24 protein-coding genes and 1 tRNA gene are annotated in these 22,788 nt (G+C 66.6%); 10 read left to right on the top strand and 15 right to left on the bottom strand.

Annotated features, from left to right (window positions below; genetic code table 11):
* The first annotated feature begins 711 nt into the window (after positions 1 to 711).
* Entirely contained in the window at positions 712 to 1,713 is a 1,002-nt protein-coding gene (locus GVY39_RS09095; protein WP_159922238.1) for an ATP-binding cassette domain-containing protein, read from the top strand.
* Complete coding sequence (locus tag GVY39_RS09090) at positions 1,710 to 2,558, top strand: ABC transporter permease (protein ID WP_159922240.1); 849 nt, start codon at positions 1,710 to 1,712, stop codon at positions 2,556 to 2,558. Before GVY39_RS09095 ends, GVY39_RS09090 begins: the two co-directional genes overlap by 4 nt.
* A gap of 28 nt (positions 2,559 to 2,586) precedes the next feature.
* On the opposite strand, the gene GVY39_RS09085 is transcribed toward GVY39_RS09090, so the two are convergent.
* Positions 2,587 to 2,799 carry a hypothetical protein gene (locus GVY39_RS09085; protein WP_159922242.1) on the bottom strand — a complete coding sequence of 71 codons (213 nt, stop codon included), beginning with the start codon at positions 2,797 to 2,799 and terminating at the stop codon, positions 2,587 to 2,589.
* Positions 2,800 to 2,905: 106 nt separating this feature from the next.
* On the opposite strand from GVY39_RS09085, the gene GVY39_RS09080 reads away from it, so the two are divergent.
* A complete protein-coding gene (locus GVY39_RS09080; RefSeq protein ID WP_304654079.1) occupies positions 2,906 to 3,433 on the top strand; it encodes a peptidylprolyl isomerase in 528 nt (175 codons plus the stop codon).
* A 4-nt stretch (positions 3,434 to 3,437) separates the two neighbouring features.
* Positions 3,438 to 4,310 carry a rhomboid family intramembrane serine protease gene (locus GVY39_RS09075; protein WP_159922246.1) on the top strand — a complete coding sequence of 291 codons (873 nt, stop codon included), beginning with the start codon at positions 3,438 to 3,440 and terminating at the stop codon, positions 4,308 to 4,310.
* A 72-nt stretch (positions 4,311 to 4,382) separates the two neighbouring features.
* Here the strand turns inward: GVY39_RS09075 and GVY39_RS09070 are convergent, their stop codons facing one another.
* Together GVY39_RS09070 and crgA are read right to left on the bottom strand one after the other, a co-directional pair.
* On the bottom strand, positions 4,383 to 4,868 hold the full coding sequence (locus GVY39_RS09070; protein ID WP_159922248.1) for a PH domain-containing protein: 486 nt from the start codon (positions 4,866 to 4,868) through the stop codon (positions 4,383 to 4,385).
* A 105-nt stretch (positions 4,869 to 4,973) separates the two neighbouring features.
* On the bottom strand, positions 4,974 to 5,237 hold the full coding sequence (gene crgA, locus GVY39_RS09065; protein WP_040871406.1) for a cell division protein CrgA: 264 nt from the start codon (positions 5,235 to 5,237) through the stop codon (positions 4,974 to 4,976).
* A 97-nt stretch (positions 5,238 to 5,334) separates the two neighbouring features.
* On the opposite strand from crgA, the gene GVY39_RS09060 reads away from it, so the two are divergent.
* A complete protein-coding gene (locus GVY39_RS09060) occupies positions 5,335 to 5,979 on the top strand; it encodes an aminodeoxychorismate/anthranilate synthase component II (protein WP_159922250.1) in 645 nt (214 codons plus the stop codon).
* Positions 5,976 to 6,656, top strand: coding sequence for a dihydrofolate reductase family protein (locus GVY39_RS09055; RefSeq protein ID WP_159922252.1), 681 nt, complete (start codon positions 5,976 to 5,978; stop codon positions 6,654 to 6,656). Before GVY39_RS09060 ends, GVY39_RS09055 begins: the two co-directional genes overlap by 4 nt.
* Positions 6,657 to 6,840: 184 nt before the next feature.
* Here the strand turns inward: GVY39_RS09055 and GVY39_RS09050 are convergent, their stop codons facing one another.
* The 8 genes from GVY39_RS09050 to GVY39_RS09015 all read right to left on the bottom strand — a co-directional run bounded on the left by GVY39_RS09050 (position 6,841) and on the right by GVY39_RS09015 (position 17,331).
* Positions 6,841 to 7,260: a CBS domain-containing protein gene (locus tag GVY39_RS09050; protein ID WP_159922254.1), complete on the bottom strand. Its 420-nt coding sequence runs from the start codon at positions 7,258 to 7,260 to the stop codon at positions 6,841 to 6,843.
* A gap of 107 nt (positions 7,261 to 7,367) precedes the next feature.
* Complete coding sequence (gene pknB / locus GVY39_RS09045; protein WP_159922256.1) at positions 7,368 to 9,269, bottom strand: Stk1 family PASTA domain-containing Ser/Thr kinase; 1,902 nt, start codon at positions 9,267 to 9,269, stop codon at positions 7,368 to 7,370.
* Positions 9,266 to 10,786: a protein kinase gene (locus GVY39_RS09040; RefSeq protein WP_159922258.1), complete on the bottom strand. Its 1,521-nt coding sequence runs from the start codon at positions 10,784 to 10,786 to the stop codon at positions 9,266 to 9,268. The genes pknB and GVY39_RS09040 overlap by 4 nt, the downstream gene beginning before the upstream one ends.
* 37 nt (positions 10,787 to 10,823) lie before the next feature.
* Positions 10,824 to 12,290: a penicillin-binding protein 2 gene (locus GVY39_RS09035; RefSeq protein ID WP_159922260.1), complete on the bottom strand. Its 1,467-nt coding sequence runs from the start codon at positions 12,288 to 12,290 to the stop codon at positions 10,824 to 10,826.
* Positions 12,287 to 13,771, bottom strand: a complete 1,485-nt coding sequence (locus GVY39_RS09030; protein ID WP_159922262.1) for an FtsW/RodA/SpoVE family cell cycle protein — start codon at positions 13,769 to 13,771, stop codon at positions 12,287 to 12,289. The genes GVY39_RS09035 and GVY39_RS09030 overlap by 4 nt, the downstream gene beginning before the upstream one ends.
* Positions 13,771 to 15,270: a PP2C family serine/threonine-protein phosphatase gene (locus GVY39_RS09025; protein WP_159922264.1), complete on the bottom strand. Its 1,500-nt coding sequence runs from the start codon at positions 15,268 to 15,270 to the stop codon at positions 13,771 to 13,773. The genes GVY39_RS09030 and GVY39_RS09025 overlap by 1 nt, the downstream gene beginning before the upstream one ends.
* Entirely contained in the window at positions 15,267 to 15,734 is a 468-nt protein-coding gene (locus GVY39_RS09020) for an FHA domain-containing protein (protein WP_014980860.1), read from the bottom strand. The genes GVY39_RS09025 and GVY39_RS09020 overlap by 4 nt, the downstream gene beginning before the upstream one ends.
* 205 nt (positions 15,735 to 15,939) lie before the next feature.
* A complete protein-coding gene (locus tag GVY39_RS09015; RefSeq protein WP_159922266.1) occupies positions 15,940 to 17,331 on the bottom strand; it encodes a DUF3662 and FHA domain-containing protein in 1,392 nt (463 codons plus the stop codon).
* 225 nt (positions 17,332 to 17,556) lie between these two features.
* Between GVY39_RS09015 and GVY39_RS09010 the strand changes: the two genes are divergently transcribed.
* A tRNA-Leu gene (locus GVY39_RS09010) sits at positions 17,557 to 17,639 on the top strand.
* 320 nt (positions 17,640 to 17,959) lie between these two features.
* Here GVY39_RS09010 and GVY39_RS09005 read toward each other — a convergent pair.
* Positions 17,960 to 18,244 (bottom strand): hypothetical protein, encoded by a 285-nt coding sequence (locus GVY39_RS09005; protein WP_159922268.1) that lies wholly within the window; start codon positions 18,242 to 18,244, stop codon positions 17,960 to 17,962.
* A gap of 10 nt (positions 18,245 to 18,254) precedes the next feature.
* A complete protein-coding gene (locus GVY39_RS09000; protein WP_159922270.1) occupies positions 18,255 to 18,683 on the bottom strand; it encodes a hypothetical protein in 429 nt (142 codons plus the stop codon).
* Positions 18,684 to 18,704: 21 nt separating this feature from the next.
* Here GVY39_RS09000 and GVY39_RS08995 point away from each other — a divergent pair, with 21 nt between their 5' ends.
* From GVY39_RS08995 to GVY39_RS08985, 3 genes are read left to right on the top strand one after another with little or no spacing between them, the layout of a single operon-like run.
* The gene (locus GVY39_RS08995) at positions 18,705 to 19,028 is read left to right on the top strand and encodes a hypothetical protein (protein ID WP_159922272.1); all 324 of its coding nucleotides are present in this window, start codon (positions 18,705 to 18,707) and stop codon (positions 19,026 to 19,028) included.
* Positions 19,009 to 19,530 carry a DUF6879 family protein gene (locus GVY39_RS08990; protein WP_159922274.1) on the top strand — a complete coding sequence of 174 codons (522 nt, stop codon included), beginning with the start codon at positions 19,009 to 19,011 and terminating at the stop codon, positions 19,528 to 19,530. Before GVY39_RS08995 ends, GVY39_RS08990 begins: the two co-directional genes overlap by 20 nt.
* Positions 19,491 to 20,369, top strand: a complete 879-nt coding sequence (locus tag GVY39_RS08985) for a helix-turn-helix transcriptional regulator (RefSeq protein WP_240679456.1) — start codon at positions 19,491 to 19,493, stop codon at positions 20,367 to 20,369. The genes GVY39_RS08990 and GVY39_RS08985 overlap by 40 nt, the downstream gene beginning before the upstream one ends.
* A gap of 161 nt (positions 20,370 to 20,530) precedes the next feature.
* Here GVY39_RS08985 and GVY39_RS08980 read toward each other — a convergent pair whose 3' ends face one another.
* On the bottom strand, positions 20,531 to 20,959 hold the full coding sequence (locus GVY39_RS08980; RefSeq protein WP_159922277.1) for an ester cyclase: 429 nt from the start codon (positions 20,957 to 20,959) through the stop codon (positions 20,531 to 20,533).
* A 151-nt stretch (positions 20,960 to 21,110) separates the two neighbouring features.
* Positions 21,111 to 22,505: a hypothetical protein gene (locus tag GVY39_RS08975; protein WP_159922279.1), complete on the bottom strand. Its 1,395-nt coding sequence runs from the start codon at positions 22,503 to 22,505 to the stop codon at positions 21,111 to 21,113.
* Positions 22,506 to 22,788: the final 283 nt, after the last annotated feature.

Below are 22,788 nucleotides of genomic sequence, written 5' to 3'. Positions count from 1 at the left end.
GAGGACGTCCACGTTCTCGAGATTTTTCGGGTTGGCTTACCTCCGGGGAGTTCGACAGTCACTGTCGCCGGCCGATCGTCTCTCCGTGCCGTTCCTGACCGTTGGCCGGGTGTTTGCCAAAATCCTTGGACGACAAGTGGTTCGGTGCTTCGCTGGCGACATGACCTGCCGCGGCGTCAGGTGCCGCAGAGCATGCCGACCAATCGCCACGCGACGAATCGAGGGGGCTTTACGGGGTGTCGATCACGTCGGAACCGGTCGGTCCGCGTGTCGCCGGATTGCGCGTGCCGCCCGAACTTGTCGTACCCCGATGCGAACATGTGTTCGTGTCCACCGACTCGACAACCCGTCCGGCCCATACCCACTCGACGGTACGGTCCGCGTTCCGGCGTTCGCTGTCCGAGTACCGGTCTTCCACGATTCGGGTAGTCCGCTACGCGCGCTTCGATGCCCGACCGCGCGGGACCATCGAGCAGGTCGCATTCCGATCCGGTACCCCCGAGCACCGACTGGATCGGAATGCGGCCTTCTCGCGCTGGGGCGTCGCTGGATCATTGCCCGGCCATTCGAAACAAATCGGGTGAATCTGTCGGTCGGCGGGACAATACTGACTCGGGTATCGGCCGGTCATCCGACCGGCGAATTGATCGGCGCCCGGGAATCCCGGCCGTCGCAGGCAACCACATCGAACTCATAGATCTCAGGAGAATCATGCCCGACGCAATAGTCGCCGAGGGTCTGGTCAAACGATACGGCCAGCTGGTGGCCCTCGATGGACTCGACTTGAACGTCCCGGAGGGGACCGTCACCGCACTGCTCGGTCCCAACGGCGCAGGTAAGACCACCGCCGTACGTGTGCTCACCACCCTGTTGGTGCCGGATGCCGGGCGCGCGACGGTCGCGGGCATCGACGTGCTGCGCGATCCACAGGCGCTGCGCTCCCGCATCGGGGCGTCGGGCCAGTACGCCGCGGTCGACGAATACCTCACCGGATTCGAGAATTTGGAAATGGTGGGACGTCTCTATCACATGGGCGTGCAGCGGAGTAAGGAACGTGCGCGCGAATTGCTCGAACGATTCCGGCTCACCGACGCCGCCGACCGGCCGGTCAAAGGATACTCCGGCGGTATGCGCCGCCGCCTCGACCTGGCCGGCGCACTGGTCGCGAATCCCCCCGTCCTGTTTCTCGACGAGCCGACCACCGGTCTCGATCCCCGTGCGCGCCTGGACCTTTGGGACGTCATCGAGGAACTGGTCGCCGGTGGGACCACGTTGCTGCTCACCACGCAGTACATGGAAGAGGCGGACCGGCTCGCCGACTCCATCGCGGTGATCGATCACGGCAAGGTGATCGCCAAAGGCACCGCGGACGAACTGAAGACCATGGTCGGCGGCGACCGCATCGAGCTGACCGTCGATCGTGTGGAAAACCTCGCGACGGCCGAGGCCGCGCTGAAGAGCCTGGCCGACGGCGAGATCCATCTCGAGCCCGGATTGCGCAGGATCATCGTCCCGGTCGCCGACGGATCGCAGGCTCTGGTGGAGGCGGTCGGGCGGCTGGCCGAGCACAGCGTGCAGATTCACGATGTCGGTCTGCGGCGCCCGTCGCTGGATGACGTCTTCCTCACCCTCACCGGCCATGAAGCGGCGCGGGCCGCCGACGGCGACAAGAAGATCGGCAAGCTGGAAGCTACGGAAGGAACGACCCGATGACCGCGACGGCCCCTGCCCTGACCAGGCCCTCGTTGGGCGAGCGGCTATCCATAGTGGTCAGCGACAGTGTGACCATCGCGAAACGCAACGTCATCAAGATCAAGCGGGTACCCGACGTCCTGATCTTCTCCACGCTCTCGCCGATCATGTTCGTGCTGCTGTTCGCCTACGTCTTCGGCGCGGCCATCGACGTGCCCGGGCTCTCCGGCGGCTATCGCGAGTTCCTCATCGCGGGCATCTTCGCGCAGACCGTGGTGTTCGGCGCGACCTTCACCGGTGCGGGCCTGGCCGAGGACATGCAGAAGGGCATCATCGACCGATTCCGCTCCCTGCCGATGGCAACGTCGGCGGTGCTGGTCGGCCGCACGATCAGCGACATGGTGATCAACGTGGTCAGCCTGACGGTCATGTCGCTGACCGGCCTGGCTGTCGGCTGGCGGATACGCGGTTCGTTCCTTGACGCGGTGCTGGCTTACATCCTGCTGCTGCTGTTCGCCTACGCGGTGTCCTGGATCATGGCCGTGGTCGGACTGCTGGTGCGGGCGCCCGAGGTGTTCAACAACGCCAGCTTCATGGTGATCTTTCCGCTCACCTTCATCGCCAACACCTTCGTCCCGAGCGAGAAGCTGCCCACCGTACTGCGGGTGATCGCGGAATGGAACCCGGTGTCGGCACTCACTCAGGCGACTCGTGACCTGTTCGGCAACACCAGCCCCCTGGCACCGACGCCGGACGCTTGGTCGTTGCAGCACCCGGTCATCACGTCCCTGGTCTGGGTGGTGGTGATCCTGGTGGTGTTCGTGCCGCTGGCCCTGCGTCAGTACAAGAAGACGGTCAGTCGCTGACCTGCAGTCGCTGACCTGCGAGCCCGTGTCAGCGATCGTGTTCCGCGCCGGCTCCCGCGACGTGGGTCGGCGCGGAGCCGTTGCGGGAGTATCCGATGCGCGGCGGCGCGGGGGCGGGTTCCGGCTGCTGCGGCCGCCGGGCGCGGACCAGATAGGCCACGCCGCCCGCCAGCGCGACGGCGGCCGCGACGATGAGCCGGTTACGTGAACGCGAAGAGACATGCAGGCGCCCCGAGGTCATTGGACCACTCTATGCACAGCCCGGCGATTCGCGCAGGAGGCCCAGCTCACAGCGTGGTGCGGCCCAGTTCGGCGGTCTCGGCTCCGACCGTGGCACGATGGGCGGCGTGACCTCACCGAATCAGACATCCGTGGCAACGCTGCACACGAATCACGGCGATATCAAGCTCGCGCTTTTCGGTAACCACGCGCCCAAGACGGTCCGCAATTTTCTAACTCTCGCCGACGGTTCGGCGCCGTACACCACCGCGAACGCCAGCGGAGGCAACACCGGCCCGTTCTATGACGGCGCCCTGTTCCATCGTGTGATGGCGGGCTTCATGATCCAGGGTGGCGATCCCACCGGTACCGGTCGCGGCGGCCCGGGCTACGAATTCGGCGACGAGTTCCACCCGGAGTTGCGGTTCGACCGCGGCTACCTGTTGGCGATGGCCAACGCGGGCCCTGGTACCAACGGCTCGCAATTCTTCATCACGGTCGGCCCGCAGCCGCACCTCAACCGCAAGCACACGATCTTCGGCGAAGTCGTGGATCCGGACTCCCGCAAGGTCGTCGACGCGATCGCGACCGCCAGGACCGATCGCAACGACCGGCCCATCGAACCCGTAGTCATCACCAAGATCACGATCGAATGAGCTCATGAATCCCCAGCCGCCCGCACCTTCCTGCGTCCGCCACCCGAATCGTCCGACCGGCCTGGCCTGCACGCGGTGCGGGCGGCCGTCTTGTGCCGAGTGCCTGCGTCCGGCGGCCGTCGGCCAGCACTGTGTCGACTGCCTGCGTTCGGATCAGCGCAGCGTCGCGCCGGTGCGCACCGTTTCCGGCGCGGCGGCTGCTCGCACGGCCGCGCCGTACGTGACCTACGCGCTGATCGCGTTGAATGTAGTGGTCTACGCGATCACCGCGGCCCAGGCGAAGAGCCTGATGGACAACCAGCGTGGCTCTGCTCTGTTCTTGGACTGGGTGCTGTACGCGCCCGCGGTCGCGGAGGGCGAATGGTGGCGAGTGCTCGGTTCCGGCTTTCTGCACTACGGGCCGATCCATCTGCTGCTGAACATGTTCGCCCTGTACGTCGTGGGCCGGGACGCCGAACTGGTGCTCGGCCGGCTCCGCTATCTCGCCGTGTATCTGGTCTCGCTGCTCGGCGGGTCCGCCGGGGTGATGTTGTTCGCGCAGAACAGTCTCACGGCCGGTGCGTCCGGCGCGGTGTACGGCATGTTCGGCGCGATCACGGTCATCCTGATCCGGCTGCGGCAGAACCCGAATCAGATGCTCATCATCATCGGCATCAACGTCTTCATCAGTCTGTCGCTGCCCGGAATCTCGCTGTGGGGGCATCTCGGTGGTCTGGCCGCGGGGACACTCGCGACGCTCGGCATCCTGTTCCTGCCCGGTTGGTTGCGAGTGAAGACGCCTGAGACGGCGCGGGCGATCGGCTGGGTGGCGGTAGCGGTCGTCGCGATCGCGGCCCTGGCGACGGTGACTGTGAGCGCCCTCGCTTTGGCTGCCTGACAGCGGGATTCGCTTCACGTGAAACATTCGGCGTCCGGCCGCCTCGGATTGCTCGAGGTCCCGGACGCGGAGTCAGCGGGCCTTGTTCTCGGTGAGCCGTAGCGCTTCGACCAAGTCGCGGTACACGAACTCCGGGTTGGCGCCCAGATCCCAGCGGCCGAAGATCAGCAGTCGATCCGAGCCGTCGCGCTCGACGTCGATCTCCAGCATCGGCATCTTGCGCCCCAATCGCCGGTAGCTCACCACCCGCGCGCGAATGATCTGATCGGGGACGTACTCGTCCGGTCCCGTCAGTGTGCGGACTACCAAGCGAGGGTGTGCCCCGGACACGACGGAGAGGCGAGGGCGTTGCCGGAATCCGAGTCCGGCCAAGGCGAGGAGTCCGATGGCTGCCAGTCCCACGAGCAGACGACTGGGCGCGTCGGTGGTCACGACCGCGGCAACGGCCAGGACGATGCCGCCCACCGTGACCGCGACGAGCGCGGCTGTGGGCGTGGTCCAGGCCAGGCTCGGTTCATCGCGGTCCCGCGGGCCGGGGACCGGGGGCTCCGGACTCACAGCACTCCTCAATCGCTCCTCGAGTTGTCCACAGGCTCATCCACAGGTGTGCATGAATGACACGTCTGTAATCCGTGTCTGTAATCCGTCTTGACGCGGCGGAGCTCAGCGCCAGCGCATCGTCATGATCAGGCCGACCACCATCAGGCCGAAACCGATCAGGAAGTTCCATGCGTTGAGGTCGTTCATCCAGCTGATCTGCTCGGCCGCCAAGTAGTAGACGAGCAGCCACACCAGACCGGCGAGCATGAACCCGAGCATGATGGCGACATACCAGACCGGAGACGGCCCAGCCTTCACCTTCACCGGGGTCCGGCTGGCAGGGTTGATCGTATAGTCGGTCTTCTTACGGACCTTCGACTTGGGCATGACGTCCTCGTATTCGGCGTGCAGGTCGTGGTCTCTAGGCTATCCCAACAGGTAATGGATGCGACGCCGCGCCGGGCAGGGACGTAATCTCGATGCCATGCGTGTTCTGGTCGTCGACAATTACGACAGCTTCGTCTTCAACCTGGTGCAGTACCTCGGTCAACTGGGTGTCGATGCCGTCGTCTGGCGTAACGACGATCCGAACCTGGCCGACGTAGACGCGGTCGTGCGCGACTTCGACGGCATCCTGATCAGCCCCGGTCCCGGTACTCCCGACCGTGCGGGCGCGAGCATCCCGTTGGTGCGCGCGTGCACCGAACAGGCTGTTCCGCTGCTCGGCGTGTGTCTCGGCCATCAAGCGATCGGCGAGGCGTTCGGCGCCACCGTCACCAGGGCTCCGGAGTTGCTGCACGGGAAGACGAGCGAGGTCTTCCACATCGGCGCCGGCGTGCTGGCCGGTCTGCCCGACCCGTTCACCGCCACGCGGTACCACTCGCTCACCGTGGTCGAGGACACCCTGCCGGAGGAGGTCGAGGTGCTCGGACGCACCGAGAGCGGGATCGTGATGGCCATGCGACATCACACGTTGCCCATTCACGGCGTGCAGTTCCATCCGGAATCGGTGCTGACCCAGGGTGGGCACCGGATGCTGGCGAACTGGCTCGGCGTGTGCGGGAAGCGTCCCGCCGAAGGTTTGGTGCGGAGGCTGGAGGCGGAGGTCGCCGCGCTGGTGCTGCAGTGACCCGTCCGCACGTGCTGCTGTCGGTCGCGGTGAGCATCGACGGGTACATCGATGACGCGAGCCCCGAGCGGCTGCGCTTGTCCGACGCGGCGGACTTCGATCGCGTGGATCAGGTCCGCGCGGAATCGGACGCGATCCTGGTCGGCGCGCAGACCTTGCGCAGCGACAATCCGCGCTTGCTCGTCGACAGCGCCGAACGCAGGGCGGCCCGCGTCGCGGCGGGTAAACCGGAGTATCCACTGAAGGTGACGGTCTCGGCCGGCGGTGACTTGGATCCTGAGCTGCGGTTCTGGCACCACGGCGGCGACAAGCTCGTGTACACCACGACGGCAGGCGCGCCGGAACTCGCCGCTCGGCTGACCGGACTGGCCCAGATCGTGGATCTCGGTCGCGAACTCGATTTCGGCGCACTGCTGGACGATTTAGGCGGACGCGGCGTCGATCGCCTCATGGTGGAGGGCGGCACCCGCATCCACACCGCGTTCCTCGCCGCCGATCTGGCCGACGAACTCCACCTGGCGGTCGCTCCCATCCTGGTGGGCGACGCCGCGGCGCCACGCTTTCTCGGCCCGGCCGACTTCCCGGGGGCGCCGTACCGCAGGATGCGACTCGCGGGCGTGACCCAGGTCGGTGATGTCGCCGTGCTGCGATATCTGCCGAAAACCGACCAAGCCTGACGCTGGAGTCGCACGCCGAATATCGCGTGCTGGAGCAAGCGCCGACGCGCGGCCGCCCGTGGTCGGCATCAGCTCGCAGCGCCTCGACCAGGCGCCGACGAGGCAGTCACGCCGACCGAAAGCGGCGACGGGAGTGACGCGAGGAGGCAGTTTCGCTGAACCGCCCCCTGCGCCGGTCCGAAAGCTAAGGACGCCCGTATACGGCGGTCACGAACTCGCCGAGCTGGTTGTCGTCCAGGTGCCTGGCCAGGTCCGCCTCACTGATCATGCCGACCAGCCGTTTGTTCTCGATCACCGGCATGCGCTTGACCCGGTTGCTTTCCATCTCATCGAGAACGACCTCGATGTCGGCGTTGGCGTCGACCCACCGTGGCGTCGCTTCGCACAGTTCAGACACCCTGCAGGCCGATGGCGACTTGCCCTGGGCGATGCACTTCACGACGATGTCGCGGTCGGTGACGATGCCGCACATCCGCTCGTTCTCGTCCGAGATGATCAAGGACCCGACATCGAGTTCGGCCATGGTGCGTGCGGCCTGCTCGATGGTCGTGTCCTTCTGGATCCACTGAACGCCGGGTTTCATGATGTCCTTGGCAGTGGTCATGAGCTACCTCCTCGTGCTCAGCTGCGCTGATTGGGATGGAGCAGCATCATTCTCCCGCAATTCACACCGGGTGGTCTCGTTTTCTCGATACCGGCGACCGCGGCCGGTCACGGCGGCCCCAGCACCCCCACGCCGACCAGGATGGCACTGTTCTTCTGGATCGAACTGCCCGCCGACGGTTGCTGGCTGAGGATGCGGCCGACATTGCCCGCGTCGAAGGTGCCCTGCGGAGACTGGCTGATCTGACTGGTGCTACCGGTCCAGCCTTCGGCGCGCAGCTTCTCCACGGCCTGCGAGACGGTGAGACCGAGCAGCGACGGCATCTTGAGATCACCCGCGGACACCTGGACGGTGACCGTGGAGCCCTTCTCCGCGTTGCTGCCGCCCGCCGGACTGGAAGCGACCACTTCGCCTTTGGGTTTCGAAGACTGCACCTCTTGGACGACGACCTTGAATCCGTTGCCCTCGATGTTCGGTTGCGCCACATCGATCGACTGGCCGACGACGTACGGGACGCGGACCGCCTCGGGGCCGGTGCCGATCGTGACGACGACCTCCCAGTCGACGTCGACCTTCGAACCCGGTGACGGATTCTGCTCGATCACCTGATCCTTCTCGGCGGTGCTCGACGGTATGCGCTCGACGTTCGGGTTCATCCGCAGGCCCTTGGAGTTCAACTCCTGCTCGGCCTGCTGCTGGGTGAGACCGGTGAGCTTCGGCACCTGTACCTGCGCGGGCCCGGTGGATACCTGGACTGTGACGGTGCTTCCCTCATCGATCCGCGAGCCGCCGAGCGGCTGTGTCGCGATCACGTTGCCTGTGGCGACCTTGCTGTCGGGCTTCTGCTGTATCGCCACCGTGAAGCCGAGCTTCTGCAAAGCCTCCTGAGCCTGCTGCGAGGTTTTGTTGGACAGGTCGGGAACGGCGACCTGATCCGGTCGGCTTCCCGGCCCGAGCAGCACCCAGAACAGCGCGAACACCACGGCGACGGCCGCGACGGCCCCGAGGGCGATATAGGCAGGCCGACGCTGGCCGTTCGGTTCGGCCGGATCCTGCTCGGCGGTGTCGTCGTCGCGCTCGACGGTGCGGTAGCTGCGCGGCGGGGGCTCGTCCGCGCCCATGATGGTGGTGCGGTCCTCGTCGGTCATCACCATCGGTGCGCTGGGCTTCTGGCCGCCGAGCACCCGGATCAGGTCGGCGCGCATCTCGGCGGCGGTCTGATACCGGTTGGCCGGGTTCTTGCTCATCGCCTTGAGCACGACCGAGTCCAGCTCGCGCGGTACCCCGGGATGTACGTGCGAAGGCAGCCGCGGATCTTCCCGGACGTGTTGGTAGGCGACGGCGACCGGCGAGTCGCCCGTGAAAGGCGGCTCGCCGGTGAGGATCTCGAACAGCACACAACCGACGGAGTAGACGTCCGAGCGGGCGTCCACGGTTTCGCCGCGGGCCTGTTCCGGCGAGAGGTACTGCGCGGTGCCGATCACCGCCGCGGTCTGCGTCATCGGGTTGGAGCTGTCGGCGATCGCACGCGCGATGCCGAAGTCCATCACCTTCACCGCGCCCGAGCGGTTGATCATGATGTTCGCGGGCTTCATGTCGCGGTGCACGATTCCGGCCTTGTGGCTGAAATCCAATGCGGCGCAGACATCCGCGATGATCTCCATCGCGCGGCGCGGCGGCATCGGCCCTTTGCCGCGCACGATGTCGCGCAGCGTATCGCCGTCCACGTACTCCATCACGATGTACGGCAGTGGACCACCGTCGATCTCGGCCTCGCCGGTGTCGTAGACCGCGACGATGGCGGGGTGGTTGAGCGCTGCGGCGTTCTGCGCTTCGCGCTTGAACCGAAGGTAGAACGTGGGGTCGCGAGCCAGGTCCGCCCGCAACACCTTGATCGCCACGTCCCGGCTCAGCCGGACATCGCGCGCCTTGTGCACCTCGGACATACCGCCGAACCCGATGATCTCGCCAAGCTCGTAGCGAGACGAGAGATTCTTCGGGGTCGTCATGGCTGTCCTTGCGAAGGAGTGGCGAATCCGCTGCGGGTAGCCGAGGGACCTCGGGCGCCGGGAATCTCCGGGAATGGTATTTCGATGGTGGGGACGCGCGGCCGGGTGGTGGTGGCCGAGGGCGCGGTTGTGGTCGGCTTCGTCGTGCTCGGTGCCGTGGTGGTGGGCGGCGGGGTGGTCGTCGTCGGCTCCGGGGTCGTGGTCGTCGGCTCGATGGTGGTCGGTTCCGGGGCTTCGGTCACCACCGGAGGAGGTGCGGGCTTGGGTGTGGTGGTGCTGGCAACCGGCGGGGCGGGCTTCGGGTTCGGCACGATCGCCGTGGTCGGCGAGGGCGTCGATCCCGGGTTGGTGTCCCCACCGAACAGCAGGAAGACCGTGAGGGCACCGAGCAGTACGGCGCCGATGCCGAGCCCGGCCAGCCATTTCTGTGTGGGGGTGAAGCGTTTGTCGTCGCCGGGCGGTGGATTGCCCGCCGCGCCACGGCTGAGCATGGTGGCCGGAGCTGCGACTGTACCCGCGCGATTCGCCGCGTCCACCGAGCCGGCCGCGGGCGTCGAGTAGCGCACCGTCGCACCGTCGAAGTCGGCTGACGCGGAGGGGATCACGGCGGTCGGGCCCGGTGGGAGCACCCGCGTGGCGCCGGTCAACGGCGCGGCGGGGTGGGCTCCACTCGGCGGAGGCGGACGCCGGCCCGCGCGCACCGCGGCGGCCGCGTCGGCGAACTCGCCACCGCTGGCGTATCGGCGGGTGGGGTCCTTCTCCATCGTGATCTCGATCAGTTCGCGAACGTTGCCGGGAAGGTCGGCAGGCATCGGAGGCGGAGTCTCGCGAACATGTTTCATCGCGACGGTGAGCGCCCCCTCGCCGGTGAACGGCCGCTGTCCGGCCAGCACCTCGTAACCGACCACGGCGAGCGAGTAGACATCGCTGGCTGCGGTGGCGTCCTCGCCGACCGCCTGTTCCGGCGCGATGTACTGGGCGGTGCCCATCACCATGCCGGTCTTGGTGACTGGGGAGGCATCCACCGCCTTGGCGATACCGAAGTCGGTGATCTTTACCTGGCCGGTGGGGGTGACCAGGATGTTGCCCGGTTTCACGTCGCGGTGCACGACGCCCGCGCGATGCGCCACCTCCAGCGCTCGCCCGGTCTGCTCGAGCAAGTCCAGGCCCTGGGCCACCGACAATCTGCCGAGCCGGTTGAGCACGGTGTTCAGCGGCTCGCCCTGGACGAACTCCATAACCAGATAGGCGATCTCGCTGCCCTGCGGATCGATGGTCTCGCCGTAGTCGTAGATCCCCGCGATACCGGAATGATTCAGCTGGGCGGTGGTCTTCGCCTCGGTGCGAAATCGATGCCGGAACGTCGGGTCGGCCGAGAACTCCGACTTCAGCACCTTGACCGCGACCCGGCGGTCCAGCCGCGTGTCCAGCGCTTCCCAGACTTGGCCCATGCCGCCGGTCGCGATCAGTCGCTGCAGCCGGTACCGGTCGGCGATCATCGCACCGTTGTTCAGCATCGAGGTCCCCGTACCTTCACTCGCACATCCATATCGTTCAGCCCCCTCGAAGACCGGCGTCCAAGACCGCGCGAGCCACCGGCGCGGCCACCGAACCACCGGTCGCGGCAAGCGCCCGGTCCCCACCGTTCTCCACGATCACCGCGATGGCGATCTTCGGGTTCTGGGCGGGAGCGAACGCGATGTACCAAGCGTGCGGCGGCGTGTTGCGCGGGTTGGACCCGTGCTCCGCGGTGCCGGTCTTGGACGCGATCTGATAAGGGGTCCGGCCACCTCCGGCGGTGTTGCTCTCCGACGCGATCATCAGGTTGGTCAGGTTCGACGCTACCTCTGCGCTGACGGCTTGGCCGACCGAGACCGGCTTGGTCTTGGACAGTTCACTCAGATCCGGGCGCTGCAACTGATCGACCAGATATGGCTCCATCCGGACGCCGCCGTTGGCGATAGTCGCGGCGACGACCGCGTTCTGCAACGGCGTCAACGCCACGTCGCGCTGCCCGATGCTGCTCTGCGCCAGCGCCGCGTCATCGGGAATCGTGCCGACGGTGCTCTCCGCCACCGGCATCGGAATCCCGGGGTGCGGTCCGATACCGAACGCGGCCGCTTCGTCCTTGAGTTTCGCGGCGCCCACCTTGACGCCGAGTTCGGCGAACGCGGTGTTGCAGGAGCGCCGGAACGCCTCGAACAGCGAAGCGGTCGGGTCGGGACCACACGTGGAGCCGTTGTAGTTCTCCAGTGTGGTGCTGGTGCCGGGCAGCGTGATATTCGGCGCGGCGGTGAACTGGTCCTCGGGAGTCGCGACGCCGTTGGCCAGCGCGGCGGCGGTGACCACGACCTTGAACGTGGACCCGGGCGGGTAGGTCTGGGAGATAGCGCGATTCAACATGGGATGGCGCGGATCCGCACTCAGGGTTTCCCACGCCTGGGTGCCGCGTGCGCCGTCGTGCCCCGACAGCAGATTCGGGTCGTAGCTCGGCGTAGACACCATGGTGAGGATCTTGCCGGTACTCGGCTCGATCGCCACCACCGAGCCGGTGTAGCCCTTGCTGGTCAACTGGTCGTAGGCGACCTGTTGCATCGCCGGGTCGATCGTGGTGAGCACGTTGCCGCCCCGCGGATCACGTCCGGAGATCAGGTCGACGAGGCGGCTGCCGAACAGTTGGTTGTCGGAGCCGTTGAGTACCGAGTCCTCGGACCGTTCCAATCCGGTGCTGCCGTACTGCATCGAGTAGAAACCGGTGACAGGTGCGTAGGCCTCCGGCTCGGTCGGGTATGCGCGCAGGTACTTGTAGCGGTCGTCGGTCGCGACCGAGCTGGCCAGCACGGTGCCGCCCGCCGAGATCTGCCCGCGCTGGCGGGCGTACTCGTCCAGCAGCACCCGGGAGTTGCGTGGATCGGAGCGCAGGTCGTCGGCCTTGATCACCTGAACGTAGGTGGCGTTGGCCAGCAGCGCGACGACCATCACCATCACCGCGACCGCGACTCGGCGTAGTGGTGTGTTCATGTCAGGGGCCCCGCCTCGGGTCGTCCCGCGTCGCGGCGCAGCAGTTCCGTCTGCGCGTCGGCGAGTGGTGCCGGCTCCTTCTTCCGCACCGGGGCGGGTGCGCGGGCGGCGTCGGAGATCTTGATCAGCAATGCCAGCAACGCGTAGTTGGCCAACAGCGAAGAGCCGCCGTAGGACATGAAGGGTGTGGTGAGGCCGGTCAGCGGAATCAGCTTGGTCACACCCCCGACGACAACGAACAGCTGGATCGCGATGGTGAACGACAGGCCGGCCGCGAGCAGCTTGCCGAAGCTGTCGCGCACCGCGAGGGCGGTGCGCAACCCGCGCACCACGAAAACCAGGAACAGCACCAGCACCGCGGTGAGCCCGATCAGCCCGAGTTCCTCACCGATGGTGGTGATGATGAAGTCGGTCTTGGCGAAAGGCACCTGGTTGGGCCTGCCGCTGCCCAGACCGGTCCCGGCGAGACCGCCGGTGGCCAGGCCGAACAGTGACTGGGAGATCTGATAGCCGGTGTTGTTGTAGTCGTCGAACGGGTGCAGCCAGGTTTCCACCCGGACCCGCACATGGCCGAACAACTGGTAGGCGAAAACGAATCCGAGGGCCAGCAGTCCGCCGCCGATGACCAGCCAGCCGACCCGTTCGGTGGCGATGTAGAGCATCACGAGCACCGTGCTGAAGATCAGCAGTGAGGTACCGAGATCCTTCTCGAACACCAGCACGCCGATGCAGACGATCCAGACCGCCAGGATCGGGCCGAGGTCGCGGCCACGGGGGAACTCCATGCCGAGCACGTGGCGACCGGCGGCGGTGAACAGCTCACGCTTGGCGACCAGCACCGACGCGAAGAAGATGATCAGCAGGATCTTGGCGAACTCACCCGGCTGGACGCTGAAGCCGGGCAGCCGGATCCAAATTTTCGCGCCGTTGGTCTCGGAGAACTTGCTGGGCAGCAGTGCCGGGATGGTCAGCGCGACGAGACCGATCAGGCCGAGCGTGTAGCTGTAGCGGGCCAGGGTGCGGTAGTCGCGCAGGGCGATCAGCAGCGTGATGAACACGAGCGTGCCCAGCGCGGTCCACAGGATCTGCTGCGTGGCGTCGGGCGAGGGGATCGCCCACGAGTTGTACGCGGCAGTCTGCTGATCGGCCAGATCGAGCCGATGGATCAGCACGAGACCGAGCCCGTTGAGCAACGCGACGATCGGCAGCAGCAGCGGATCGGCGAACGGAGCGAACCGCCGCACGGCCAAGTGCGCGATGGCGAACAACGCCAGATAGGCCAGCCCGTACTTGGCGATGTCCCAGGTGATCGACTGTTCCTGACTGGCCTCGACCAGGAACAGGGACACGGTGGTGATCACCGCCGCCGCCGCGAGGAGCAACAGCTCGACATTTCGTCTGGTGCTCGGCGGTGGCGCGGGAGCGAAGCCGCCCGGGGGACTGGGAAAAGCTCCAGCCGACGGCGGTGCCGGCGCGGACATCAGTCCGTCACCCGGCAGTTCTCCCCCGTGGTCTGGGGGTTCGGCGATGCGCTCGACGGCGCGGCAGGAGCCTCCGACTTCGTCGGCGTCTTGATCTCGGAGCCTCTGGCGTCACCCGGTTCCGGCGCCGGGGCCGGCGCGGGTGCACCGGTTGCCGGGGCGGGCGGCGCGCCGTTGGGCGCGGGAGGTGCGGGCTCGGCGGGCGGGACGATGCCCGGCTGCGGTGCCGTCTCCTTGACCGGGCACGGCGGCAGCAGCTCGCGCTGGGCGAGATAGGTCATCGAGTCTCTGGCCTTGTCCAGCGAACCCGGCGGCAACCCCTTGTCCACCTGATCGCGTCCGGTCTGCTTCAGATCGCTGACCTTCAACGGCTTGCACGAGGACGGCACATCCGCGCCGGGCTCGGTCAGGGTGAGTTCACCGTTGCGGGTGACGCAGCCGACCAGATTCACGTCGTGGATCGAGTAACCGAGGATCGAACCGGGCAGCCCGCGCAGGATCACCACCGAGCCGTCGTCGGCGCCGACGTAGTAGTTGCTGCGAATCATCTTGTAACCGACCACGAGCCCCACGCAGACGGCGACGACGAGCGCGAGTGCGAGCACGATCCAGCGCAGCCGGTGCGACTTCTTCGCGGGCGGTTCGGGGGCGGCGGCGGCCCGGCGCGGCGCGGCGCGCGGCGGACGCAACGCCGACGCCCGGCCCGCGGCCGTGTTGGGCGGAGGCGAGTCCTCGTCGACGCCGGACGCGGCGCCCGCCACGATCGGGTGGCTCTGCCCGTAGTCCAGATCGATGACGTCGGCCACGACGACGGTCACGTTGTCGGGACCGCCGCTGCGCAACGCCAGCTCGATGAGACGGTCGGCGCACTCGTCGGTGGTGCCCTCACGCATCGTGTTCGCGATGGTCTCGTCGCTGACCACATCGGAGAGACCGTCGGAGCACAGCAGGTAGCGGTCACCGGCGCGCGACTCGCGCATGATCAGCGTAGGCTCGATCTCGTTGCCGGTGAGAGCTCGCATGATCAGCGAACGCTGCGGATGCGTGTGTGCTTGCTCCGGTGTGATTCTGCCCTCGTCGACCAGCGACTGGACGAACGTGTCGTCCCGGGTGATCTGAGTCAGCTCGCCGCCGCGCAACAGGTAGGCGCGCGAGTCGCCGATGTGCACGAGCCCGAGTTTCTTGCCCGCGAACAGGATTGCGGTGAGCGTGGTGCCCATGCCGTCGAGCTCGGGCTCCTCCTCGACCTGATCGGCGATGGCGGCGTTGCCTTCCCGGGTCGCCGCGTCGAGCTTGCCGAGCAGATCGTCGCCGGGCTCGTCGTCGTCGAGGTGGGCGAGCGCGGCGATCATCAACTGCGAGGCGACTTCTCCCGCGGCATGGCCACCCATGCCGTCGGCGAGTGCCAGCAGGCGGGCGCCCGCGTACACGGAGTCTTCGTTGTTGCCTCGGACGAGACCGCGGTCGCTGCGCGCTGCGTAGCGGAGAACGAGTGTCACGATCGCAGCTCGATCACTGTCTTGCCGACACGGACCGGCGTGCCGAGCGGAACGCGGACGGCGGTGGTGACTTTCGCGCGATCGAGGTAGGTGCCGTTCGTCGAGCCGAGGTCCTCCACGTACCAGTCGTCACCACGCGGAGACAATCGCGCATGCCTGGTCGAGGCGTAATCATCGGTGAGTACCAGCGTGGAATCGTCCGCACGCCCGATCAGCACCGGTTGGGTGCCGAGCGAGATGCGGGTGCCGGCGAGTGAACCCTGAGTCACCACAAGAAATTTGGCGCCCTTCTGGCCCCGGCTGAAGGAAGGCAGCACCGCGGAACCGCGAGCGGCCCTGGGCTGAATCCGAATGCCGGATGCCGCGTAGATGTCGCTGCGCAATGTGCGCAGCACAGCCCACACGAACAACCACAACAGCAGAAGGAACCCCGCACGGGTCAGTTGCAGGATCAGTCCCTGCACGGCGCTCCACCTCCTGTTCGACCGTGTACGTCGGTGCCGTAGGTGCGGTTCGACCACCCCCACCAGCCTGCTGGTCTTGCCGGCCCCGGTGTCGGCGCCGCGCGTGTGTTGGCAGCATCATAGGGCCGTCGGTCGACTTCGATCACGATACGACCGACGAATCCCTCGAGAGCCATGTCGTGACCTGCACCGCGAGCTTACGGGATCAGACGATACGGATCAGGATCTCGGAGTGCCCGGCACGGATGACATCGCCGTCGGCGAGCTGCCAATCCTGCACGGGAGAGCCGTTCACCAGGGTGCCGTTGGTGGAGCCCAGATCGGACAACATCGCGGTCTGCCCGTCCCAGCGCACCTCGATGTGCCTGCGCGAGACGCCCGTGTCGGGCAGGCGGAAGTGCGCGTCCTGGCCGCGGCCGATGATGTTGCTGCCTTCCCGCAGCTGGTAAGTCCGGCCGCTGCCGTCGTCCAGCTGGAGGGTCGCCGAGTAGCCGGAACCGGCCTGCGGCGCGGCGCCGTAGCCCGGTGCGCCCGCGTACCCCTGCGGAGCGCCGTAGCCTGGTTGCTGCGAGTATGCCTGACCGTAGCCGCCCTGGTCTTCCTGAGCGTAGCCACCTTGATCGGCGTAGCCCTGGTCGCCGTAGCTCGGATCTGTGTATCCGGACTGACCATAGCCGGGCTGTCCGTAGCCCGGCTGCCCGTAGCCGGGTTCGGCGTAGCCCTGCTGGCCGTAGCCCGGTTCGCCGTAACCTTGCTGGCCGTAGCCCGGTTCGCCGTAGCCTGGCTGACCGTAACCCGGCTCGCCGTAGCCCGGCTGACCATAACCGGGTTCGCCGTAGCCCGGCTGACCGTAACCCCGGTCGGCGTAGCCGCCCTGCTGGCCGTAGCCCGCTTCGCCGTAGCCCTGCTGGCCGTAGCCCTGGCCACCCTGCTGGTAGTCGTAGCCGTTCTGGTAGTCGCCGTAACCCTGCTGCGCGTCCGGGGCCTGGTAATCCGCCCCGTACGCGCCGCCGCGGCCGTAGTCGTCGCGGTACGCGCCGTTCTGCGGACCGCCGCGACCGGCAGGTGGTGGGGCGTACCCGCGGTTGCGTGGATCGGACTCCGCGGGCTCACGGCTCGGGTCGTAGCCTGAGTTCTGCGTCATGGGGCCAGCTCCTGGTTGCGGGTTTGCAGGTCGTTGTGGCGGTGATTCGGGGCCGCGAGCCGCGCTGGCTCTGTGTCCGACGTCGGGATCGACGCGGCCACTCGCCCTGAACTGTCCGGTGTGCAGCGTAGGTGATGCCTCGAACGCCACGTGTACTTCGCCGTAGGTCTGCCAGCCTTGGTCGCGGATGTAGTCCTGGAGGTGTTTGGCGAACGCGCGGGTGGTGAGGTCGTGGTCGGCAGCCAGCTGTTGGTGATCGGAGGAGTTGATCGTGATCACATAGCTGTTGGGTGCCAGCAGATGCCCGCCGCCCAGTTCCTGGACATGGTCGGCGGCCTCGCGTTGCAGCGCCGCCTCCACCTCCTGGGGTACGACACTGCCGCCGAATGCTCTGGCGAACACGTCACCGACGGCGCCTTGCAGGCGACGCTCGAATCGCGAAACGATGCCCATCTCGGCCTCCCTTCGGTGAGCGTCTCTTCCTGATTCGTAACAACGACACGCGAGTATGGCGTGTCGTCAATCGACCACGTTCATTGCATGATATCCACGATCGTCCACACCTGTAACTCTCGGCGACGGCCCGAGGTTCCCAGGTCTGTCCAGCCCTCCGGTCAGGCCTCTGAAATGGCGATTTCGTATCCGGAGCGCGGCCGTGATACTGTCTCCCAGTCGCTCGGGCGAGTGGCGGAATGGCAGACGCGCTGGCTTCAGGTGCCAGTGTCCTTCGGGACGTGGGGGTTCAAGTCCCCCTTCGCCCACAATATCGACGCAGATCAGGGGCATAACCCACGGGTTATGCCCCTTCTGCGTCCACACAGCGGTCCACACGGAATCTGAAGGGATTCGGCCTGAGTGCAAGGACCCATGCCCAATGGGGACTACACCCCCGCATCCTTTCATGAAGTCCCCTCATCGGCGCGCAGGACGCGGTTGTCGTCGAGTGCGTCGTTGGCGTATCGATCTGCGCTACAGAATGCGCCCGATCCTCGATTTGGAGGCGGCCGCAGCCCGAGCCCGGACGTGGAGCGGCCCCACCCGGAAGGGGATCGGGTGGGGCCGCTGTATCAGATTTACCGGTCTACTTCTCCAGCTTCGCCAGCATCCAACTGCCGACGGCATGCATGTCGTCAGCGGGAATGGCGCGCGTGTAGTGCAGCGGCGGGGTTATCCAGCGGACCCGACGCCACCCGATGGATGGACGGATGACCCAACCGCCGTATTCGCGGCGAGAATTCCACTGGAGTTTCCTGGTGTAACCGGGCTCCCGGGAGACATCCCGAAACCGGTAGTAAAGGTAGAAGCGCAGCCGGAACCACCGGGTCGACCATGTGGCAGGGCCGCTACTGATGTAAGCCACCTTCATCGGGGTCAACCTAGCACGGGATGATGATGGGCGTGGTCTCCTTGCAGACCTCATCAGTCCCGGTGTCCCAGGCAGCCCGCATGACGATCTTGCCCTGCCACACGCCGGGCAGGCAGTCCAACGCCATTGCGGCGACGTGGCGAATGGGGTTAGGGATGTCCTTAACAACGGCTGGCTCCCCCTTCGGCGTGGGATTGCTGTGGCTCGACCGGTACCACAGCTGCAACGTGAGGTGGAACTCGATCGGGGCGGAATCGCATTTCACCGTGCCGCCGACGACGACGGCGTTGTGCAGCAGGTAAGGCTCCTTGTTGAAGGCGAACCCGCAGGCACCGCCAGCCGCCTGCGCGACCGGCGTGGTGGTGAGCGTCTGCCCGCCGAGCAATGCGGCGCTGACAGCGACGACCGTGACGACTGCCCGAATCGCGTTGTATCTCATGGATATCCTCCAGGTTGCGATATGCAGGTAACACTGAACGGCGGCGGTTCCGGCGATGGCGGTTCACCGCGTGTGTGGACCAGCGACCGCGGTACGTACGTCGTCCAGGGCTGGAAAACCGACCGCGACGAGCAGATCGAAATCCCGCACCGGCTGCTCATGTTCACCGCCGAGGGAACATGTCTCACAGGGTTGACGGACACCAACCGGGGCACGTTCCTCGTGACCGGCAAACTGGTCACCGATGTAGAAGCGTTGGAAATCATGAAGATCCCCGCGCACGAGGCCGCCGTCGAGGTGGAGATCGGACGAGAGGTGATGCCGGATGCGGCTGTACCAGCGTGATGGGCTCGCGGAGCTGTTCGCGGGCGCGAAACATCGCGCGTTCCACTTGGAGACACGCGACGAGTACTTGTCCTCGTCTGAGCACAGTGCCATGTCGGAGTTCCTCGCCAACGAGACGATCGACCCCGGCGGGCCCTGGTTCGAACCGTGGGCGGTACTAGTGTCGGCGACCACCGAGCGAGGCGTCGCGGTCGAGCGCGCCCGAATCGTCACCACACCGCATGGCGCATACACGCGATACCTGCTCGCACTCACCCCACACAACATTGCGGCGGGCGAAGAGGTCCGCTGGCTGCCACGCCAGGACGCGATACCAGCGGACGCGGCAGCAGATGACTATTGGCTGATCGACGACGATCTCGTTGCCTACAGCGTGTTCGACGAGAACGAGTGGTGGTCCGGTGTCGCCGCAACCACAGACCCCGTGATCGTCGGCTACGCCTGCGAACTGCGCGATCGGGTATGGGCGGCAGCGACGCCGCACCAGCAGTACCAGCAGTGACCGGAGTAGAACAGGCCAAACAGGCCCTGGGGGCGCGTCTCCGCGAACTTCGCAAGGAGGCGCGCCTCTCCGGTGCCCGGCTGGCCGATCTCGCGGGGTGGCAAGCCAGCAAGGTTTCCAAGATCGAGCACGGCCGCCAGGTCCCGACCGAGCAGGATCTCGTCGACTGGTGCCAACTCACCAATGCCGAGCTTGCACTGCCGGATCTCGTCGCCACGGTGCGCAACGTGAACGCCGCATACCTCGAATGGAAGCGTGTAGTTGCCGGTGGGCACGCCCGCCGCCAACGGCAGAGCATCGAGCTCGAGGGGGTAACACGCCTTATCCGCGGGTTCGACCCGCTGATTCCCACTGGGCTACTACAGACGCGCGCCTACGCCGAGGCTATCCTGCGCCGCTGCATCGACTTCGTCGGAGGCACCGACGATCTCGCCGAAGCAGTCGAGGCGCGAATGCAGCGGCAGCGCGTGCTACGCGAGGGCGTGCATCAGTTCCATTTCCTGATCGGCGAGGCCGCGCTGTACACCGGCGTCGGCGACGAAGCCGTGCGGATCGAGCAACTCGAGCACCTGCTCGACCTCATGGGCTTGACGCGCGTGGTGCTCGGCGTGGTGCCGAAATCGGCCGAGTTCCTGTACACGGTCACCAACTTCGTCATGTACGACCGCCGACGGGTGCACGTCGAAACCGCGACGGCACAGTTGACCATCACACAGCCCCGGGAGCTGTCCTACTACGACAAGGCGTTCGCTGCGCTCACCGAACGAGCCGTCTACGCCGAGGCCGCGCGAAAATTGCTCACTGCGGCAATGATTCGCCCCTCCGGCGTCTCGGCGTAGCGCCTGCAACGTGTGTGGACCCCGTCCACGAAACGGGCTATTCTTGCCCCGACCAATCCCGGTGAAACCCGATGAAACCCCAGTTCACGCGCTGTTGGGGTGATACGACGGTTCAAGTCCGCGGTTGCCGATGGAGCTCCTCGTCGGCGGCAGGGGACCTGTTACGCCCCTTCCACGGCCGGGAGTACGCCCAATTGCTGTAAGAACCCGAGCACGTCCTTGTCGGACCACTTCTCGGCGATCTTGCCGTTTTCGATCCGGTGGATCGCGGTTCCGGTCATCCTCAGATCGTGACCCGTCGCCGGGATTCCCGGCAGGTCTCCGGTGTGGCGACCGTAGGCGGTGAGGCGGGTGACGACCCGGTCGCCTTCGGCGAGCTGATCCTCGATCTCGTGCCGCCCGGGAGTGGCGTCCCAGAACATGCGGAACGTCTGCTTCAGGCCCTCGCGGCCCGGACCGATGCCGGGGAACGGAGGAGGCGAATGATCGAGGTAGTTCTCGGCGACCAGCTCGTCCATCGCTTCGATGTTTCCCGCGTCGATCTCGTGATAGAACCGGCGGATCAGCGCCTTGTTGGCCTCCAGCGACATGATCGACCTCCTCCTCGAGTGCCGGGCCGTGAGTGGCGGCGGCGGTCACCCGAGTCTCGCGCATCTCTGGCTGCGGCGATACAGCAACACACATTTTCAGCAGCATCGGACGTTGAAAGGTATAACAGCGAACTTTCAGCAAGGTGTCCGTTCAGTTCTGCGGACCGTGGCGGTCGACAAAGCGCTGTTCCAACGCCGCGATGACTCTCGCCTGATCCACCGCTGACGACGACGGCGCGAACTCGCCGTCGTCGATGATGTAGAAGACGGCTCGTTCGGCTGCCGGCGCGTTCTCGGGCACGGGCACGTACACCTTCCAGCCGAAGCGGAAGCGGTCGGCGGTCAGCTTCGACAGCGGGTAACCGGTGGTGTCCAGCTGCCGTCCGGTGATGTAGTCCCGCACCCGGCTGATCGCCTGCTCGGCGGGCATCGGCTCCGGCGCCGTGGACATCAGCCCCGCCACCGAGAACTGATAGAGCGCGCCGTCGATGTCGAAACGGCCGTCATCACCGAAGACCGCGACCAGTGCCGCCCGCGTTACTTTCCCCGCCTCTGCGGCGGACAACAAAGCTCCGATCGCCTCGGCCGCGTCCTGGCCCAGGCGGTCGGAAAGGGTTCCCGCTACGATCTTGATCGCCGTCTCGCGCGTCCACACGCCCGGCACCGCGGGCGCGCACTCCTGGGCGGGCGGCGACTGCCCGCGGTACCAGCGCCCTGCCTCCCACCAGTAACAGAACGACAGCAGCCCCGAGGCCGCCCGCGGATTCAACACCGGGTCGGCGACCCAGTCCGGCGCACCGCCGTACAGCTCCGGCATCGGTGCGCCCGCGTTGTAGACAGCGTCCAAGGTGGGTGCGTTCCACACGCCACCCGAGAGCACGGCCCGCCCCGCCGGAAGCGCGTGCAAGGTCGACCCGCCGCGTGCGGTGCCTTCGAACACCCCGACCCAGGGCAGCATCCGCGGCCCCCATTCCGACTTCGCGGCCACGAAGGCCGCGGCGATCGTCGTCCATCGCGCCCACATCTGCGGGAACGGCGGGAACTCGTTCTCCGCCAGCACCGCCCACACCTGCTCGGCCCGATCCTTACGAGCCTGCGCGGCGGCTTGCTGCGGAGTACGCCGCTGCCGGTCGCCATGCCCGATATACGCGGCCAGCCACACCGGCAGCTTTCCGCGCGGATACGCCTCGAGGTCGGCGCGATATGCCTCCGGCACGAACAGCTGACCGTCCGGGAAGGGCTCGTCGCCGTAGTCGTAGGCGACATCGATCTCGCCGGAGCTGGTCATCGCCATCACCATCCGCCACCACGGTTCCGCACCAGAGCCGGCCGCGATCGCACGATGCTCCCGAGCGAGGGCAAGCGCCGACTCCGGCGGGTCCACCGACATCGCCTGCTCGCCGACGGCATACACGAGCTGGGCGATCTCGCCCGCCACCGTGACCGCGAACGCCGCGTTCACCCGCGTCCACCCCGTGGGCGCGTGCGCCGCCAGCGCACGAGCGAGCGGGTGTTCGACGGTCAGCCCACCTGATTCGTCTGCCACGTCGTCCTCCTCATTGATGTCGAGCCATCCGTTATCGGCACCGCCGAGTAAGTTATGCCGACTTCGTCGGCGGTGGCACCGCGAACGTCGTAGATAGTTGGGGTACGACCTGACGTGCGGCCGAATCCGGTATCAGAGCATCGGACGACATCATCGGCCCCAATTCCTTCAGAGTGGTCAGTCTTGACGCCAGGCTCCTGTGGTCAACGCAGCAACTCTGGTGGCGTCCCAGCGTTCGGCCGGACCAGTCGCCCGTACGGCCGACTGGCGCAGATTATCCAAG

It is taken from the genome of Nocardia sp. CY15 (genome assembly GCF_009829295.1).
In the GTDB taxonomy this organism is placed as follows: Bacteria; Actinomycetota; Actinomycetes; order Mycobacteriales; family Mycobacteriaceae; genus Nocardia; species Nocardia sputi.
This window is presented reverse-complemented; position numbering and strand designations above follow the sequence as displayed.

What these genes read in the sequence shown, in the direction of transcription:
- GVY39_RS09015 (WP_159922266.1), bottom strand. Translation starts at nt 17,331, where the DNA reads ATGGGCATCGTTTCGCGATTCGAGCGTCGCCTGCAAGGCGCCGTCGGT.
- GVY39_RS09030 (WP_159922262.1), bottom strand. Translation starts at nt 13,771, where the DNA reads ATGTCCGCGCCGGCACCGCCGTCGGCTGGAGCTTTTCCCAGTCCCCCG.
- GVY39_RS09005 (WP_159922268.1), bottom strand. Translation starts at nt 18,244, where the DNA reads ATGAAGGTGGCTTACATCAGTAGCGGCCCTGCCACATGGTCGACCCGG.
- GVY39_RS09085 (WP_159922242.1), bottom strand. Translation starts at nt 2,799, where the DNA reads ATGACCTCGGGGCGCCTGCATGTCTCTTCGCGTTCACGTAACCGGCTC.
- GVY39_RS08980 (WP_159922277.1), bottom strand. Translation starts at nt 20,959, where the DNA reads ATGTCGCTGGAGGCCAACAAGGCGCTGATCCGCCGGTTCTATCACGAG.
- GVY39_RS09075 (WP_159922246.1), top strand. Translation starts at nt 3,438, where the DNA reads ATGAATCCCCAGCCGCCCGCACCTTCCTGCGTCCGCCACCCGAATCGT.
- GVY39_RS09040 (WP_159922258.1), bottom strand. Translation starts at nt 10,786, where the DNA reads ATGCTGAACAACGGTGCGATGATCGCCGACCGGTACCGGCTGCAGCGA.
- GVY39_RS08985 (WP_240679456.1), top strand. Translation starts at nt 19,491, where the DNA reads ATGGGCGGCAGCGACGCCGCACCAGCAGTACCAGCAGTGACCGGAGTA.
- GVY39_RS08995 (WP_159922272.1), top strand. Translation starts at nt 18,705, where the DNA reads ATGCAGGTAACACTGAACGGCGGCGGTTCCGGCGATGGCGGTTCACCG.
- GVY39_RS09000 (WP_159922270.1), bottom strand. Translation starts at nt 18,683, where the DNA reads ATGAGATACAACGCGATTCGGGCAGTCGTCACGGTCGTCGCTGTCAGC.
- GVY39_RS09050 (WP_159922254.1), bottom strand. Translation starts at nt 7,260, where the DNA reads ATGACCACTGCCAAGGACATCATGAAACCCGGCGTTCAGTGGATCCAG.
- GVY39_RS09035 (WP_159922260.1), bottom strand. Translation starts at nt 12,290, where the DNA reads ATGAACACACCACTACGCCGAGTCGCGGTCGCGGTGATGGTGATGGTC.
- pknB (WP_159922256.1), bottom strand. Translation starts at nt 9,269, where the DNA reads ATGACGACCCCGAAGAATCTCTCGTCTCGCTACGAGCTTGGCGAGATC.
- crgA (WP_040871406.1), bottom strand. Translation starts at nt 5,237, where the DNA reads ATGCCCAAGTCGAAGGTCCGTAAGAAGACCGACTATACGATCAACCCT.
- GVY39_RS09060 (WP_159922250.1), top strand. Translation starts at nt 5,335, where the DNA reads ATGCGTGTTCTGGTCGTCGACAATTACGACAGCTTCGTCTTCAACCTG.
- GVY39_RS09090 (WP_159922240.1), top strand. Translation starts at nt 1,710, where the DNA reads ATGACCGCGACGGCCCCTGCCCTGACCAGGCCCTCGTTGGGCGAGCGG.
- GVY39_RS08990 (WP_159922274.1), top strand. Translation starts at nt 19,009, where the DNA reads ATGCGGCTGTACCAGCGTGATGGGCTCGCGGAGCTGTTCGCGGGCGCG.
- GVY39_RS09095 (WP_159922238.1), top strand. Translation starts at nt 712, where the DNA reads ATGCCCGACGCAATAGTCGCCGAGGGTCTGGTCAAACGATACGGCCAG.